Source organism: Limnobacter sp. (assembly GCF_046297615.1).
Taxonomy (GTDB): Bacteria; Pseudomonadota; Gammaproteobacteria; order Burkholderiales; family Burkholderiaceae_B; genus Limnobacter.
Map to the genome: position 1 here is coordinate 647,272 of NZ_JBKBHM010000002.1, position 13,282 is coordinate 660,553.

The 13,282-nt window shown below is 57.0% G+C and carries 15 protein-coding genes; 4 read left to right on the top strand and 11 right to left on the bottom strand.

Translation table 11 applies throughout. The features are described 5' to 3' along the window. Positions 1 to 122 precede the first annotated feature (122 nt). Entirely contained in the window at positions 123 to 1,658 is a 1,536-nt protein-coding gene (locus ACK4FF_RS06995) for an ATP-binding protein (RefSeq protein WP_409706444.1), read from the top strand. Beyond that, on the top strand, positions 1,651 to 2,283 hold the full coding sequence (locus ACK4FF_RS07000; RefSeq protein ID WP_409706447.1) for a response regulator: 633 nt from the start codon (positions 1,651 to 1,653) through the stop codon (positions 2,281 to 2,283). Before ACK4FF_RS06995 ends, ACK4FF_RS07000 begins: the two co-directional genes overlap by 8 nt. A gap of 76 nt (positions 2,284 to 2,359) precedes the next feature. Here the strand turns inward: ACK4FF_RS07000 and flgL are convergent, their stop codons facing one another. Genes flgL through flgB form a run of 11 tightly spaced genes read right to left on the bottom strand, consistent with a single transcriptional unit; the run spans position 2,360 to position 11,874 of the window. Then, positions 2,360 to 3,340, bottom strand: coding sequence for a flagellar hook-associated protein FlgL (gene flgL, locus ACK4FF_RS07005; protein ID WP_409706450.1), 981 nt, complete (start codon positions 3,338 to 3,340; stop codon positions 2,360 to 2,362). 15 nt (positions 3,341 to 3,355) lie between these two features. Next, the gene (gene flgK / locus ACK4FF_RS07010; RefSeq protein WP_409706453.1) at positions 3,356 to 5,086 is read right to left on the bottom strand and encodes a flagellar hook-associated protein FlgK; all 1,731 of its coding nucleotides are present in this window, start codon (positions 5,084 to 5,086) and stop codon (positions 3,356 to 3,358) included. 30 nt (positions 5,087 to 5,116) lie between these two features. After that, entirely contained in the window at positions 5,117 to 5,500 is a 384-nt protein-coding gene (locus ACK4FF_RS07015; RefSeq protein ID WP_409706456.1) for a rod-binding protein, read from the bottom strand. Beyond that, positions 5,500 to 6,618: a flagellar basal body P-ring protein FlgI gene (locus tag ACK4FF_RS07020; protein ID WP_409706459.1), complete on the bottom strand. Its 1,119-nt coding sequence runs from the start codon at positions 6,616 to 6,618 to the stop codon at positions 5,500 to 5,502. Before ACK4FF_RS07020 ends, ACK4FF_RS07015 begins: the two co-directional genes overlap by 1 nt. A 12-nt stretch (positions 6,619 to 6,630) precedes the next feature. After that, a complete protein-coding gene (locus ACK4FF_RS07025) occupies positions 6,631 to 7,314 on the bottom strand; it encodes a flagellar basal body L-ring protein FlgH (RefSeq protein ID WP_409706462.1) in 684 nt (227 codons plus the stop codon). A gap of 48 nt (positions 7,315 to 7,362) precedes the next feature. After that, complete coding sequence (gene flgG / locus ACK4FF_RS07030) at positions 7,363 to 8,145, bottom strand: flagellar basal-body rod protein FlgG (RefSeq protein ID WP_409706465.1); 783 nt, start codon at positions 8,143 to 8,145, stop codon at positions 7,363 to 7,365. Between the two features lie 12 nt (positions 8,146 to 8,157). Next, complete coding sequence (gene flgF / locus ACK4FF_RS07035) at positions 8,158 to 8,895, bottom strand: flagellar basal-body rod protein FlgF (protein ID WP_409706468.1); 738 nt, start codon at positions 8,893 to 8,895, stop codon at positions 8,158 to 8,160. A gap of 48 nt (positions 8,896 to 8,943) precedes the next feature. Continuing rightward, entirely contained in the window at positions 8,944 to 10,254 is a 1,311-nt protein-coding gene (gene flgE, locus ACK4FF_RS07040; RefSeq protein ID WP_409706471.1) for a flagellar hook protein FlgE, read from the bottom strand. A 44-nt stretch (positions 10,255 to 10,298) separates the two neighbouring features. Beyond that, positions 10,299 to 10,970 (bottom strand): flagellar hook assembly protein FlgD, encoded by a 672-nt coding sequence (locus ACK4FF_RS07045; protein ID WP_409706474.1) that lies wholly within the window; start codon positions 10,968 to 10,970, stop codon positions 10,299 to 10,301. A 15-nt stretch (positions 10,971 to 10,985) separates the two neighbouring features. Next, entirely contained in the window at positions 10,986 to 11,408 is a 423-nt protein-coding gene (flgC, locus tag ACK4FF_RS07050; RefSeq protein ID WP_409706477.1) for a flagellar basal body rod protein FlgC, read from the bottom strand. A gap of 34 nt (positions 11,409 to 11,442) precedes the next feature. Then, complete coding sequence (gene flgB, locus ACK4FF_RS07055) at positions 11,443 to 11,874, bottom strand: flagellar basal body rod protein FlgB (protein WP_409706480.1); 432 nt, start codon at positions 11,872 to 11,874, stop codon at positions 11,443 to 11,445. Positions 11,875 to 12,075: 201 nt separating this feature from the next. On the opposite strand from flgB, the gene flgA reads away from it, so the two are divergent. Then, complete coding sequence (gene flgA, locus ACK4FF_RS07060; RefSeq protein ID WP_409706483.1) at positions 12,076 to 12,846, top strand: flagellar basal body P-ring formation chaperone FlgA; 771 nt, start codon at positions 12,076 to 12,078, stop codon at positions 12,844 to 12,846. Between the two features lie 134 nt (positions 12,847 to 12,980). Continuing rightward, the gene (gene flgM, locus ACK4FF_RS07065; protein WP_409706486.1) at positions 12,981 to 13,268 is read left to right on the top strand and encodes a flagellar biosynthesis anti-sigma factor FlgM; all 288 of its coding nucleotides are present in this window, start codon (positions 12,981 to 12,983) and stop codon (positions 13,266 to 13,268) included. The last annotated feature ends 14 nt before the right edge of the window (positions 13,269 to 13,282 follow it).

The following is a 13,282-nucleotide window of genomic DNA, read 5'->3' on the forward strand; positions in this document are numbered from 1 at the left end:
TGGGGTGAGTTCCCTACCCCATGATGTTCCGCTACACTCCAGACTCAAGAAGACCGAATTAAACCGGTGAAACCCGGCCTCTTTGAGCTTTGGTCAAAGGGCCAATCAGGCACAGTGGACGCATGGACAAACACACTGGGATTCCCTCTTCCCTACTCGATCTGAGCCGGTTCTCGGACGATGGCCTGCGTGTGCTGGTTGTCGAGGACAATGACTCGGATTACGAGTTGATTTGCTACAGGCTTAAACAAGGTGGCCTGAAGTACGTGTCGGCGCGCGTGGACCGGCTTGAAGACCTGAAGCACCGGCTGTCGCACGAAGAATGGCAAGTGGTGATTTCAGACCACAACCTGCCGGGCTTCGGCTCAGAAGAAGCCCTGAAGATGGTGCGCGACACGGGCCTGGACATTCCATTCATCATTGTGTCGGGCAGCATCGGCGAGCATGTGGCGGTTGAAGCCATGCGGGCAGGTGCCGACGACTACCTGATGAAAGACAAGATGGCGCGGCTGGTGCCAGCCATCGAACGGTCATTGAAAGCGGCCAATGAACGCCGTAACCTGGCTGCGGCTGAAATGGCCCAGCGGGAATCGGAACGCCGTTTTTCGGCGATTGCTGAAAACATTCCCGGGGTGATATTTCAAATGATCACCGGGGCGGATTTGCTGCGCCCGCAAGTGCCCTTCGTCAGTGAAGGGGCCCTGCGCCTGTTTGGCCTGCCCCCACGCCATTTTCTGGAAAACCCCCACCTGTTTTTCGAGCAGTTTGAGGAAGAAGACACCGCCCTGTTGTTCGAGGATTTACTGGGCCGCGTGACTGAGGGGCAGCACCTGATTTGGGAAGGACGGCTTAAACCGGGCCGGGGGGAAAACCGCTGGGGCTATATCAACGCGGTGGCACGCCGACAAGGCCGGGATTGGACCTGGGATGGTGTGTTGCTGGACATTTCCGACCGAAAACAGGCTGAGGCCAAGTTGCTGAAAGCGCAGGCTGACCTGCGACAAGTGACCCACGAGTTTGAAAAGCGCCGGGAGGAAGAACGCGGCGCCATTGCGCGTGAGATTCACGACGACATGGGCGGTTCGCTCACCAAGTTGAAGGCCGATGTGGCTTGGCTGAACAAAAGCCTGCCCGCCAGCCCTGCGGTTGAAGAACGGCTGGACGACATGCTGACGCTGATTGAGCACCTGTTGGCCAGCAGCCAACGGATTGCGAAGGCATTGCGGCCAGGTATTCTGGACTACGGTTTGATTCCAGCCCTGGACTGGCAGTTGAAGGATTTTGAAAAACGCAGTCAAATCAACACGCGCTTTGCCTGCAATGTTGAGGAGTTGAGCCTGAGTGGGGAGCAAAACACCGCTCTTTTCAGGATTTTGCAAGAAGCATTGACGAATATAGTCAAGCATGCGCAAGCCTCGCTGGTGGCTGTGGAACTGTTCGTCACAGACGACGAGGTTTCGCTGGAAATCAGGGACGATGGCAAGGGCATTGAAAATACCGACAAGCTGAAGGACACTTCTTTTGGACTGCGGGGCATGCAGGAACGCGTGGCCGCTTTCGAAGGGTGGGTTGATGTCAGCGGCGCACCGGGACAGGGCACCACCGTGATGGTGTCCCTACCGAGAACACAAGACAGGGATGAGACGGCTCATGATTAAGGTACTTCTGGCGGATGATCACGCCTTGCTGCGAGGCAGCTTGAAGCAGTTGCTTGAGGACACTGGGTACATTCAGGTGGTGGCACAGGCCGGCGAATACGCCGAGATCATGAAAGCCATGACCCTGCACCCCGAGGTGGAGGTGGCCATTCTGGACATTTCCATGCCGGGCAAAAACGGGGTGGACGTGGTGAAGGTGCTGAAAGACAAGTACCCTGCCTTGAAAATCCTGATGCTGTCCATGCACCCTGAGGACCAATATGCGGTGCGCAGCCTGAAAGCAGGTGCCTCGGGTTACCTGACCAAGAACACCGCCCCGGAGAAACTGGTGGATGCAATTCAGGTGATTGCAGCAGGCCGGAAATACATCACCGCCGAGTTGGCTGAATCGTTGGCCAGCCATTTGACTGAAGACACGGAAAAGCCGCTGCACACCAGCTTGAGCGACCGTGAATTCCAAACCATTCGACTGATTGCCGCCGGCAAGAAGCTCAGCGAAATTGCCGATGAACTGAACCTAAGCCCCAAAACCGTGAGCGTTTACCGGGCGCGAATTCTGGAAAAAATGCGCATGAAAACCAACGGAGAGTTAACCCGTTACGCCTTGGAAAATGGCTTGATCTGAGCAGGCCAGACTGCTCTCATATGCAAAAGGGGCCACATGGGCCCCTTTGTTTTTTTCTGCGCTGGGTTGTGTTGGCTTACTTCAGGAAGCTGAACAAACTCAACTGAGACGTGGACGCGAAGCTTTGCTGAGAGGCCTGTAACTGCAACTGCCCTTGCGACAGTTCACTGATGGCCTTGGCATAGTCCAAACCCACAGCCTCGCCAGCCACGCGTTCCAGTTCGGTTTGTGCGGCGGCATTAATCTGGTCCAAGGTCTCGGCTTCACGCAAACGCACACCCACTTTGGTTCGGCCCAGTTGAACCTGGTCAAAAATCGAATCCAGTTGGGCCCGGCGATCGTCAAAGGCTTTTTTGTAGGTGTCGCTGGGTGTAGCGCCTTCCTGCCCGTTGGGGAAGCCCGGGTTGCGCAGCAGGCTGATCGCATCACGCAACACTTCGAAAGCATCCTCGCCACTGGCTGGGTCAGTGAACAACTGGTAGCCGGTGATGTTGGTGTCAATCGAGCGGCCTCGGGCCACTTCGACACTGCGGCCTTCGACAGCAGCCGCAGCGGTGGCGTTGGGCTGCTCCAGAAAGCGGCCTGTCACCGCAGGTGGGTTGGGGGTCTGGTAGGGCTCCTGGTTTTCGTAAGTGCCTGCGAACAGGTAGTTGCCATTGGCGTCCTGCCGATTGGCAATGCCGCGCAACTCATCCAGCCGGCCTTCCAGGTCTTGCGCGAGAATTTCACGGTCTGAAGGCGTCATGGTGGCATTGCCTGCCGACAACATGGTTTGCTTGATCTGCACCATGATGTCGCTGGCAGAGCCCAAGGCGATGTCCATTTGGCCCAACTGGTTGTTCAGGTACACAATGTTGGACTGGAAACTGTCGATCACTCGCTGACTGGCCTTGGCACCCAAGGCGGTGGACATGGCCAGTGGGTCATCCGACGGCTTGAGCACACGCTGGCCGGTGGCCAACTGCCCTTGAATCTTGATCAGCTCACTTTGCTGCTTGGACATGCGTTCGGTGGTTAGCCGAAAGTATTGGTTGGTGCTGACGCGATTGATGGCCATGTTCATTCACCTTGATCAGAAGATTTGCAGGATCTGCTCGAACATTTCCTTGGACAGGGAAATGACTCGGCCTGCGGCCTGATAGGCCTGTTGATACTTGAGCAGGTTGGCGGCTTCTTCGTCCATGTTCACACCGGACAACGCATCGCGGGTTTCCACCACTTGGTTGAGCAGTACCTCACGGGACTCTGTAGACACTTTCAATTCCCGGGCTTTATTACCCACCTTGCTGACCAGTTGGTTGAAGGCGTCAGAAATCGACACACCGGCTGCACCATTGGACTGAAACAGCGTGCGCTGATTCTGTAGGGCGTTGATGGCCTTGATGTTCTCGTTGTTGCCCACACTGGCGTTGGTGGTGGACGACGCCGCCACCTCATTGGGCTTGCTCAGTGCCATCCGCATGTTCTGTGCTGCATCGCGGGTGGGCATCAGCGTGAAGGTGTCGCCGTTCTGCGGGCTGGCATTGCTCAGTTGAAAGCTCAGAATGGGTGCGTTCGAAGAATCGCGAATTTCGTAGTAGTCGCCGCCCGGATCGTTGACCAAGTTGGCTGCCGTGAATGGCGAGCCTGAGCCCTGTACCCGATACTGCGGTTGGCCGCCCACGATGGTGACTTCATAGTCCACCGCAGACACTTTGCTCAGGTCGATGCTGCGCATGGAGACGGTGGTGGGGTTGGTGGTGCTGTTGGCAGTGTTCGGCACCACACGAGACACGCCGCTGACCAAAGAACCGGTGCCAAAGGCAAACAAGGCTTGCCCGGCATTGCCATCCAGGTCCACACCGGCTTGCTGCACGGTGTTCACCGCTTCACCAATGCGGGCCGCCATCAGGCCCACCGTGTTTTGGTACTCCGCCAGTTCGGTTTCGCGAAAGCTCAGGTAACCAGCCAAAGCGCCTTTGCCCAGTGTGCTTGGGTCCAGCGTGATCAGCCTGTTCTGCCCGTTCACCACTTGAGTGGTGCCCACCAGCAGATTTTTAGGGTCTTGCGGGTCAACCTCGGTGGACACTTTGAAGGCGTTGGTCTTGACCACCAAAGGTTGACCGTTGCCCAAAAACAGATTGACCGATCCATCGTCCATGTTCACGCGGGTGACTTGCACCTGCTCGGCCAATTGCTTGATGAGCGCATCGCGCTTGTCCATCAAGTCGTTGGGTGCGCCACTGTTGAAGTCTTGCGATTTCACCGCCACGATGCGGTCATTCAATTCTGCAATCTGACCAGTGACGTCATTGATCTGCGTCACTGTGTCTTTCACTTGAAGGTTGGTGGCTGCACGCAAGTCATCCAACACCGCATTCAAGCTGTTAAAGCGGCCTGCCAGGGAATCGGCGGCAGATAAAAAATTCTGGCGCGCAGGCAAGTCGCCGGGCGAGGTGCTGAGGGTTTGTGCCGCCGAGAAGAAATCGCTGAGCGCACTGGACAGGCCCGAGGTGTCGTCGGCAATGAGGCCATCGACACGGGAAATCTGGGAATACTTGGCATTGAAGAATGCGTACTCGGACGTCGCTTTCTGCTCCTGCGCATTCAGAAACTCGGAGTAAACCCGCTGCACGGACTCAATATCCACGCCCTGCCCGATGTAACCAATGTCACTGCCAAAGGAGGGGCGCGCCTGCTGGATGACCTGCTGGCGGTTGTAGCCCACGGTGTTGGCGTTGGCAATGTTGTTCGATGTGGTGGCCAGGCCAGACCGGGCTGCATTCAGCCCGCTGAGCGCGATTCCATAGACCGAGTTCGTCATGATTGCGGATCCTTCGATGTCCTCAACGGGTTAACGGTCCTGTTTTCCCAAAGTTGAGGGTTGACCATTCTGGGGGGTCAAGCCCGACTGCTGCTTGAGCTGACGTGCAATCTCTTGCGCAAGGCCAAGGCCTTTGCCGGACAGGTGCTGAACAATTTCCTGGTCGTACATGGACTGGTACATTTTTGTGCTGCTGTCCGAAAACAAACCGCCCTCAGGCAACGCTTCACGCATGCTTTTGAGGGCCATCTGCAGGAACACCGACTCAAACTGCACCGCCACTTTGTTGATGGCGTCGTTGTATTCTTCGGTGCCTGCCTTGGCCCGTGCCCCTTTCTTCAGGCCTTCGAGATTGCGGGAATCCAGCGACAGGCCTTGGTCAGTGCTGGTGCTGGCAGGCAAGCGCATGTCCATCAAATCACCTCGATTTCCGCTTTCAGGCTGCCGGCCGATTGCATGGCTTGCAGAATGGAGATCAAATCCTGAGGCGTGGCGCCCAAGGTGTTCAAGGCTTTGACGACATCAGACAACTGCGCAGCACCTTTGAGGTTGATCAATTCACCGCCGGACTGGGAAATTTGAATGTCCGATTCCTGAGTGACCACGGTTTGGCCCTGCGAGAACGGTGCAGGCTGGGAAATGACCGGGGTGCTGGTGATCTTCACAGTCAAATTGCCATGGGCGACTGCGCAGTTTTCCAGCATCACGGCCTGGTTCATGACCACGCTGCCGGTTCGGGCATTCACAATGACCTTGGCTGTACCCACAGCTTTGTCGATGGCCAGTTCCTGCACCTTGGACAAAAAGGCGACACGGTCATTCGGTGCTGACGGGGCACGCACTTGAATGATTCGGCCATCCAAGGCCTGCGCCAGGGTTTGGCCAAAGCTGCGGTTGATGACATCGGCCACACGGCTGGCATTGGAGAAGTCGGTGCTGTTCAATTCCAGTTGCAGGTTTTCGCCCAGCAGGAATGGCGTGGGCACGGCCTTTTCAACCAGCGCACCGTTGGGAATTCGGCCAGAGGACAGGTGATTGATCTGGGTTTTTGAACCACCCGCCGAGGCACCGGCTCCACCCACAATCAACTGCCCTTGGGCCAAGGCATAAACCTGCCCATCCGCACCTTTGAGTGGTGTGAGCAGCAACATGCCACCGCGAAGGCTTTTGGCATTGCCGATGGACGACACCGTGATGTCGATGGACTGGCCCGGCTGTGCAAAAGCTGGCAAGTTCGCCGATACCATCACTGCGGCCACGTTTTTCAGCTGCATGTTGACGGGCGGAAGATTCACGCCATTTTGCTGCAGCATGGATTGAATACTTTGTGTGGTGAATGGGGTTTGTGTGGTTTGGTCGCCAGTGCCATCCAACCCAACCACCAAGCCATAGCCAAACACCGGGTTGGAGCGCACGCCCTGCACGGTAGTCAGGTCACGAATTCGGGTTTGCGCATTGGCCGTCAAGGGCATGGCCATATTGCTGACCACAGCCAGCAAGGCCAACAATGCGGAGTAACGAAACTTGAACATGTCAGGGATTCCTTAGAAGGGCAGCACGGTCAGGAAGAACCGGCTCAACCAGCCCATGGTGGTGGCAGCATCAATGGCGCCCTGGCCTTTGTATTCAATGCGTGCATCAGCCACCCGGGTGCTGGGCACCACATTACCGGGCAGAATATTCCGTGGATTGACCACACCAGAAAACCGAATGGTTTCCACCTCGCGGTTGGTGCCAATCTGCTTTTCACCAATCACCCGCAGGTTGCCGTTGGGCAGCACTTCACTCACAGTCACCGTGATGGTGCCTGTCAGGGTGTTGGCGGCCTTGGTTTGGCCTGAACCTGAGAAATCCTTGCTGCTGCTGGCGGATTTGTCGATGGGCTTGAGGTCGGCCTGACCGAAAAGCAGACCCGGAATGCCCGGCAGTTGCAAACTGACGTCATCGGAACGCGACGCCGACTTGCTGTTGGTCTGCTCGGCGTTGATTTGCTCGGTGATCTGAATGGTCAAGGTGTCACCGATCAGGCGCGCACGCTGGTCTTCAAACAGCGGGCGGTACGTGGCGACACTGTAAAGGCTGCCAGTGGGTACTGCGGAAGCCTCTTGGGGCGGCAGTGGACGCACCGAGGTTTGCTCGGGCATGTCCACTTTGGGGTTAAACATCGCGCAGCCCCCTAAAGAAATGCTGAGCGCTGCCGTTAAACCGATAACTGACCATGTGCGCATGGATTTTCTCCCATTCGATATCGTCAGTATCTCAACGCCCCTTCAGGATCAAAGCTGCGATAAGCGAGCCAACATCTGGTCAGATGTGGAGATTGACTTGGAGTTGATTTCGTACGCCCGTTGGGCCTGAATCAAGCCGACCAGCTCTTCCACCACATTCACGTTGGAGGTTTCCACATAACCCTGAGAAACCAGACCTGTGCCATTGGTGCCCGCCACCGCCTGGGTTGGTGCACCTGAAGCCGCTGTTTCCTGATACAGGTTTTGGCCACGGCTGAACAGACCGGCCGGGTTCACGAAGGTGGCCAATTGAATTTGACCCAACTGCTGAGGCGCCACCTGGCCAGCCACGATGGCGGACACGGTGCCGTCCTGCGACACAGAAATGTCCTGCGCGCCCGGTGGCACGGTGATGGGGCCGATGATGGGAAATCCATTGGAAGTCACCAAAGTGCCATTGGCATCCAGCTGAAAGCTGCCATCGCGGGTGTAGGAGGTTGTGCCATCGGGCATTTGAACCTGAAAAAATCCTTGACCATTGATGGCCATGTCAAGGTTGTTGCCGGTTTGCTGCAAATTGCCCTGCGCGAAATTGCGCACGGTGGACACGGGCTTCACACCGGTACCCACCTGCAGGCCAGAAGGCACTTGAGTTTGCTCGGTGGTTTGGGCGCCGGGCTGACGCAGGGTTTGATACAGCAGGTCTTCAAACACAGCCCGGGAACGCTTGAACCCGTTGGTTGACGTGTTGGCCAGGTTGTTGGAAATGACATCCAGGTTGGTTTGCTGGGCGTCCAGCCCGGTTTTCGCAATCCACAGGGAACGCATCATGGCGGATTCTCCTTAATTCATGCCGTACAGGCTGTTGGCTGCGCGGTCGTTCTCCTGCGCAGTGCTGATCATTTTCATTTGGGTTTCGTATTGGCGTGCGGCTGCGATCATTTGAACCATCATGTCCACAGCGTTCACATTGCTGCCTTCAATGAAGCCCCCTGCAATTCGTACTTCGGGGTTGTCCTCGAGTTCCTGCCCGTTTTTGGCGCGGAACAGCCCATCGTCGCTGCGAACCATCGGCGTGTCCTCGGCATCCACCAATTTCAATTGACCAAGATTCACGACGGTGGGTTCGCCCGTCAGCGGAATGGCGGACACTGTGCCATCCGCCTCGAAGGACACCCTGTGGTTCGGCGGTACATTGATGGGGCCTGCGGTGCCAATCACCGCGTAGCCCTCTTGGGTAACCAAGTTGCCTGTGGCGTCTATTTCAAACGAGCCATTGCGGGTGTAAGCCTCGGTGCCGTTGGGTGCGGTGACTGCAAACCAGCCCTTGCCCTGAACAGCCACATCCAGATCGCGGCCAGTGGCCTGAATCTGCCCCGGTGTGGTGTCATACCCCACCGAGGTTTCAGTGGCAAAAGCGCGTGTACCGCTGCCCTCACCCATGACAGGCGCCGCCTGAAAGGCCATAAGCTGTTGGCGAAAACCCGGTGTGTTGACATTGGCCAGGTTGTTGGCAATGTTGTCCTGCCGGGCCATGGTGCCCTTGGCCGCTTGCGCGGCCAGATATACCAGTTTGTCCATCGGGTGTTCAGCCTGTTCAGTGGATTGGTTTCAAACCGTCGATCATCATCAACGCAGGTTGGTGATGGTCTGCAACAGCGAGTCCTGGGTTTTAATACTCTGGGAGTTGGCCTGGTACACACGCTGCGCGGAAATCATGGCCACCAACTCGGCCGTCAGGTCCACGTTGGACTCTTCCAAGGCACCGGCCTGAATCAGTCCAAATGCGGAGTCGTCACTGAGCGACACCAGCTCTGCACCGGCCTGCTGTGTGGCCAACCAACCGTTGGCACCCACCGGCTGCAGGGCCTCAGGGTTGGTGAATTTGTACAGGCCTACGCGGGCCACATCCACCAGCTTGCCGTTGGCATAACTGATGGTGAGTGTGCCGTTAGGGCCAATGTTGTAACCCGCAAAAGGCGACGCGGTGTAACCGTCTTGCCCCAGGTTCTGAACCGAGAATGAACTGCCGTACTGGGTGGCTTTGCTCATGTCGAAGGTGTAGCTGTTGGGGCCTGTGCCGGTGGAGGAAAACGGTGTTCCAGTGGCGGTGACAAAACGCGACAAATCGACGGTGAATTGGGCATTGGCCGGTGTGGTCAGTTGCCCGTCCACACCGAACACCAGTGAACCGGCGGCGGCTTGGGCAGGCGCCACGGTGGGGGTCACGGGTGCAACGCCCACATCCACTTGAGTGCCGTCCACAGTGGCGTAAGCACTCCAGGTGTTGCCGCTTTCTTTGCGCAGGTAAATGCTCATGATGTGGGACTGGCCCAACTCGTCATACACCGTCAAGGCAGTGGAGTTGTTGTACGTGTTCAGGTTGGCTGGATCAAAAGGCACTGCCGCGGCAATCGGTGTGGCGCGCGCGTCCAGGTTTACTTCTAGGCTGGAGCCACGGGTGGGCGACGGTGGAATGCTGGCCTGTGAAATGGCCAGGTTCTGAGACACGTCCGACACGCGGCCTGTTGTGGCGTCAATCGGGAAGCCCTGCAGTTTGTCGCCTTTGGAGTTGACGATGAAACCGTCTTTGTCCAAGTTGAACTGACCGTTGCGGGTGTACACCATTTCACCGGCTGTACTGGCCACTTTGAAAAAGCCATTGCCGTTGATGGCCAGGTCCAGCGGGTTGCCAGTGACGTTGATGTTGCCTTGTTTGAAGTTCTGGGTCACCGACGACAGGCTTGTACCCAAGCCGATACCATTGGTGGAACCAGAGCCATTGAATGCACGTGCAAACACGTCGGCGAATTCAGCGTCAGACCCTTTGAAACCAACCACACTGGCGTTGGACACGTTGTTGGCGATGACTTCGAGACCGCGCTGTGCTGCGTTCAGTCCACTGAGACCCTGTTGAAATGTTCCGCCTGCAATTGCCATGTTGAGCTCCTTGATTCACTCAAAAATTCGTGGGTTGTGTCCGTTCAGAACACTTGCTTGATGTTGGAGAAGGCCACTTCCGTGCCCAAATTGGTCAGCAACTTGGTGCCCTCGGCACCGGCGTTTCGCACGCCTTGAACCACCGCCTTGCTCAGCGGCACCACCTCGGCGGCCTGGCCTGCGGCAATCGCATCCACCTTGAAGGTGTAGTTGCCGGCGGGCAAGGTGCTGCCAGAGTCGCCTTTGCCATCCCAAGTGAACTCGGCGGTGCCTTTGGATTGGGGCCCCATGTCCAGCGTGCGCACGGTTTCGCCCTTGCTGTTCAAGATGCTGATCTTGACTGTGTCGGCCGATTGCTTGAATTCCACGGAACCGGTGGCTTGGCCATTGGCCAAAGCCAGGTCATCGCCTTCGGTCAGGATGGTTCGGCCCAACATGGTCACGGCCTGCGCAGTTTGCGTCGCAGTGAAGGATGAGGCCATGGAAGACATCGAATCATTCAGTTTGTTGATGCCGGTGACCGTGTTCAACTGCGCCATTTGGCTGGTCACCTGCGCATTGTCCATGGGGGCCATGGGGTCCTGGTTTTTCAACTGGGCCACCAGCAGAGTCATGAAACGCTCCTGAATGGCTTCAGGGCTGTTGTCATTTTTTTTGGCAGTGCTTGAGCTGCTGGACGCTGCGGTGCTGTTCACCGAATTGGTGGTAATGGCCATGGTTCAGTGCACTCCTTACTGGTTGCCCATGTTGAGGGTTTTCAACATGAGGGATTTGGCGGTGTTCATGACCTCCGCGTTGGTCTGGTAGCTGCGCGAGGCAGACAGCATGTCCACCATCTCCTCAACCGCATTCACATTGGGCATGTACACATAGCCGTCGTCGTCGGCCATGGGGTGTTTGGGGTCAAACATTTTCTTGGGGTCAGTCTTGTCGGTGACCACTTCCTTGACTTTCACATCCTCAGCCAGCGCGGCATTGCCGGGGGTCGACTGTTGAAGCACCGCTTCAAACACCACCTTGCGGGCCTGGTAAACCGATTTGGGGTCGCTGGCAGCGGTGTCAACGTTGGCGATGTTGCTGGCCACGGTGTTGAGCCGCTGCGTTTGCACTTGCATGGCACTGCCCGCCAGCTTGAATGCATTGAACATGGACATCTGTCGTTCTCCTGAGTGGTGGGCTCAAGCGCCTTTATTGGTTACCGGAGCCCATGGCCTGTTTCAGGCTGGAAATTCGGCCATTGATGTTTCGCAGGGCTGCCTCATACTTCACGGTGTTTTCGGCGAATGCGGCGCGTTCGCGGTCCAAGTCCACCGAGTTGTTGTCGACGGCCGCGTTGTTGCCACGGCGGAACTGCAGTAAACCCTGCGTGGACAAACCCGAACCCATGGGCGAGGCCATATGGCCAGCGTGGGTGGTTTTCAGCGTGGCGGGGTTGGCTGTGGCATTGGCATCACCGGCACCGGTGGCTTGCACCAGGGCCTTGCGGAAATCCATGTCCACGGCTTTGTAATTCGGGGTGTCTGCATTGGTGATGTTGGAGGTCAATACCTCCTGGCGCTTGGCCCTGAGCTTCAGGGCTGTGGCCGAGAACTCCATGGAGTCCGTCAATCGATCCAGCATGTCAACACCTCATTCACCTGTGGCGGGATGAAGTCATTATTCCTGTGCGACTGTCCAGTCAAATGCAGGAGAAAGGTCACAAAGTGGCCTCTATTTGTGGAGTAGACGGACGTGCCCCCACCCTACACTGCTGTGGAGGATAGAGTGATTCGTCATGTCGAGTTAACGACAGACCCTGACGAAACTTGAGGGTAAATTTCGATGATGTGTGATCAACCCACCAAACACCGCACGGCCCCCTGCCGGCAGCCCATGCTCAAATGGGTGCTGACCGCATTGGTGCTGGCCGTCACTGTGTTGGTGATGGTACTGGGTGCCCGCTCAGCGAATGCGGCGGGCCCGCTGCCGGTCAGTGGCAGTTGGGTCACCCCTGAACGCTTGGCTGACTTGTTGCCAGTGGACGACCTGCCGCCCGGCAGTCTGGTGCATGTGAGCCTGGTCAAAGAAGACAAGCGGCTTGGGGCTGAAGCCTGCCCTGCCCCCTTGTTGGCCAATACGACCCAGCAGAAACTTTGGGGGCGCACTTTCTTGCGTGTGTCCTGCGTGGGCACAGACACCCCCGGATTTTTTGTGGCCGTCGACTTCCGCGTGACAGCCCCGGTGCTGGTGGTTAAAAAGCCTGTTTCTCAAGGCCAGCCCGTCACTGCCGATGATGTACAGGTACAGGCCATGGACTTGACCACCCTCAAAGGCGGTTGGGTCAGTGAACTGGCCCACCTGAACCAGAAAACAGCCACACGCAGCCTGAACCCGGGGCTGGTGCTTCGGCCAGACTTGCTCAAAGGGCAAGCCTTGATCCGGCAGGGAGACACTGTCAAAGTGCTGATTCAGGGTTCCGGGTTTTCAATTGGCGGGCAGGCCGTGGCGCTTGAAGAGGCTGAATTGGGACAAACCTTGAGAATCCGCATGCCTCAGGGCAAAGTGATTCAAGCCGTGGTGAAAGACGCCATGGTGGTTGAACTGCTGATTTAGGGCTTTAGCCCCGATTGGGTGGAACGGCCGGAAATGAGTAGCAGTTTGTTGGAAGATTTCGTTAAAGTTAATGGCACCATGTCCGTTAAAGGAACATGGATTCAATCAAGGCTCTGCCTTCAGCGGAGGAAATCATGAAAATAAACGGTAAATTCGAACCGGGCCAACTGGATAACCTGACCAAACCGAAAGGTGGCAGCAAGACAGAAGGCAGCACTTCAGTCACCGGCAGCAGCCAGGACAGCGAAGTGGCCAAACTGTCCAAGCAGTTTGGTGAGCTGAGCGCCCCTCAAGCCCCTTTTGACACCAAGAAGGTGGCTGAGATTCAACAGGCCATTCGCAATGGCACGTTTGAAGTCAATGCCGAAGCCGTGGCCGATGGCGTGATTCGCAGTGCCCGTGAAATGCTGGGCGACCAGTAAGCCTTGAACGGGAG

Excerpts from the sequence above, each read along its gene's own strand:
- ACK4FF_RS06995 (WP_409706444.1), top strand. The coding sequence starts at position 123 with ATGGACAAACACACTGGGATTCCCTCTTCCCTACTCGATCTGAGCCGG.
- ACK4FF_RS07000 (WP_409706447.1), top strand. The coding sequence starts at position 1,651 with ATGATTAAGGTACTTCTGGCGGATGATCACGCCTTGCTGCGAGGCAGC.
- flgL (WP_409706450.1), bottom strand. The coding sequence starts at position 3,340 with ATGGCCATCAATCGCGTCAGCACCAACCAATACTTTCGGCTAACCACC.
- flgK (WP_409706453.1), bottom strand. The coding sequence starts at position 5,086 with ATGACGAACTCGGTCTATGGAATCGCGCTCAGCGGGCTGAATGCAGCC.
- ACK4FF_RS07015 (WP_409706456.1), bottom strand. The coding sequence starts at position 5,500 with ATGGACATGCGCTTGCCTGCCAGCACCAGCACTGACCAAGGCCTGTCG.
- ACK4FF_RS07020 (WP_409706459.1), bottom strand. The coding sequence starts at position 6,618 with ATGTTCAAGTTTCGTTACTCCGCATTGTTGGCCTTGCTGGCTGTGGTC.
- ACK4FF_RS07025 (WP_409706462.1), bottom strand. The coding sequence starts at position 7,314 with ATGCGCACATGGTCAGTTATCGGTTTAACGGCAGCGCTCAGCATTTCT.
- flgG (WP_409706465.1), bottom strand. The coding sequence starts at position 8,145 with ATGATGCGTTCCCTGTGGATTGCGAAAACCGGGCTGGACGCCCAGCAA.
- flgF (WP_409706468.1), bottom strand. The coding sequence starts at position 8,895 with ATGGACAAACTGGTATATCTGGCCGCGCAAGCGGCCAAGGGCACCATG.
- flgE (WP_409706471.1), bottom strand. The coding sequence starts at position 10,254 with ATGGCAATTGCAGGCGGAACATTTCAACAGGGTCTCAGTGGACTGAAC.
- ACK4FF_RS07045 (WP_409706474.1), bottom strand. The coding sequence starts at position 10,970 with ATGGCCATTACCACCAATTCGGTGAACAGCACCGCAGCGTCCAGCAGC.
- flgC (WP_409706477.1), bottom strand. The coding sequence starts at position 11,408 with ATGTCCATGTTCAATGCATTCAAGCTGGCGGGCAGTGCCATGCAAGTG.
- flgB (WP_409706480.1), bottom strand. The coding sequence starts at position 11,874 with ATGCTGGATCGATTGACGGACTCCATGGAGTTCTCGGCCACAGCCCTG.
- flgA (WP_409706483.1), top strand. The coding sequence starts at position 12,076 with ATGATGTGTGATCAACCCACCAAACACCGCACGGCCCCCTGCCGGCAG.
- flgM (WP_409706486.1), top strand. The coding sequence starts at position 12,981 with ATGAAAATAAACGGTAAATTCGAACCGGGCCAACTGGATAACCTGACC.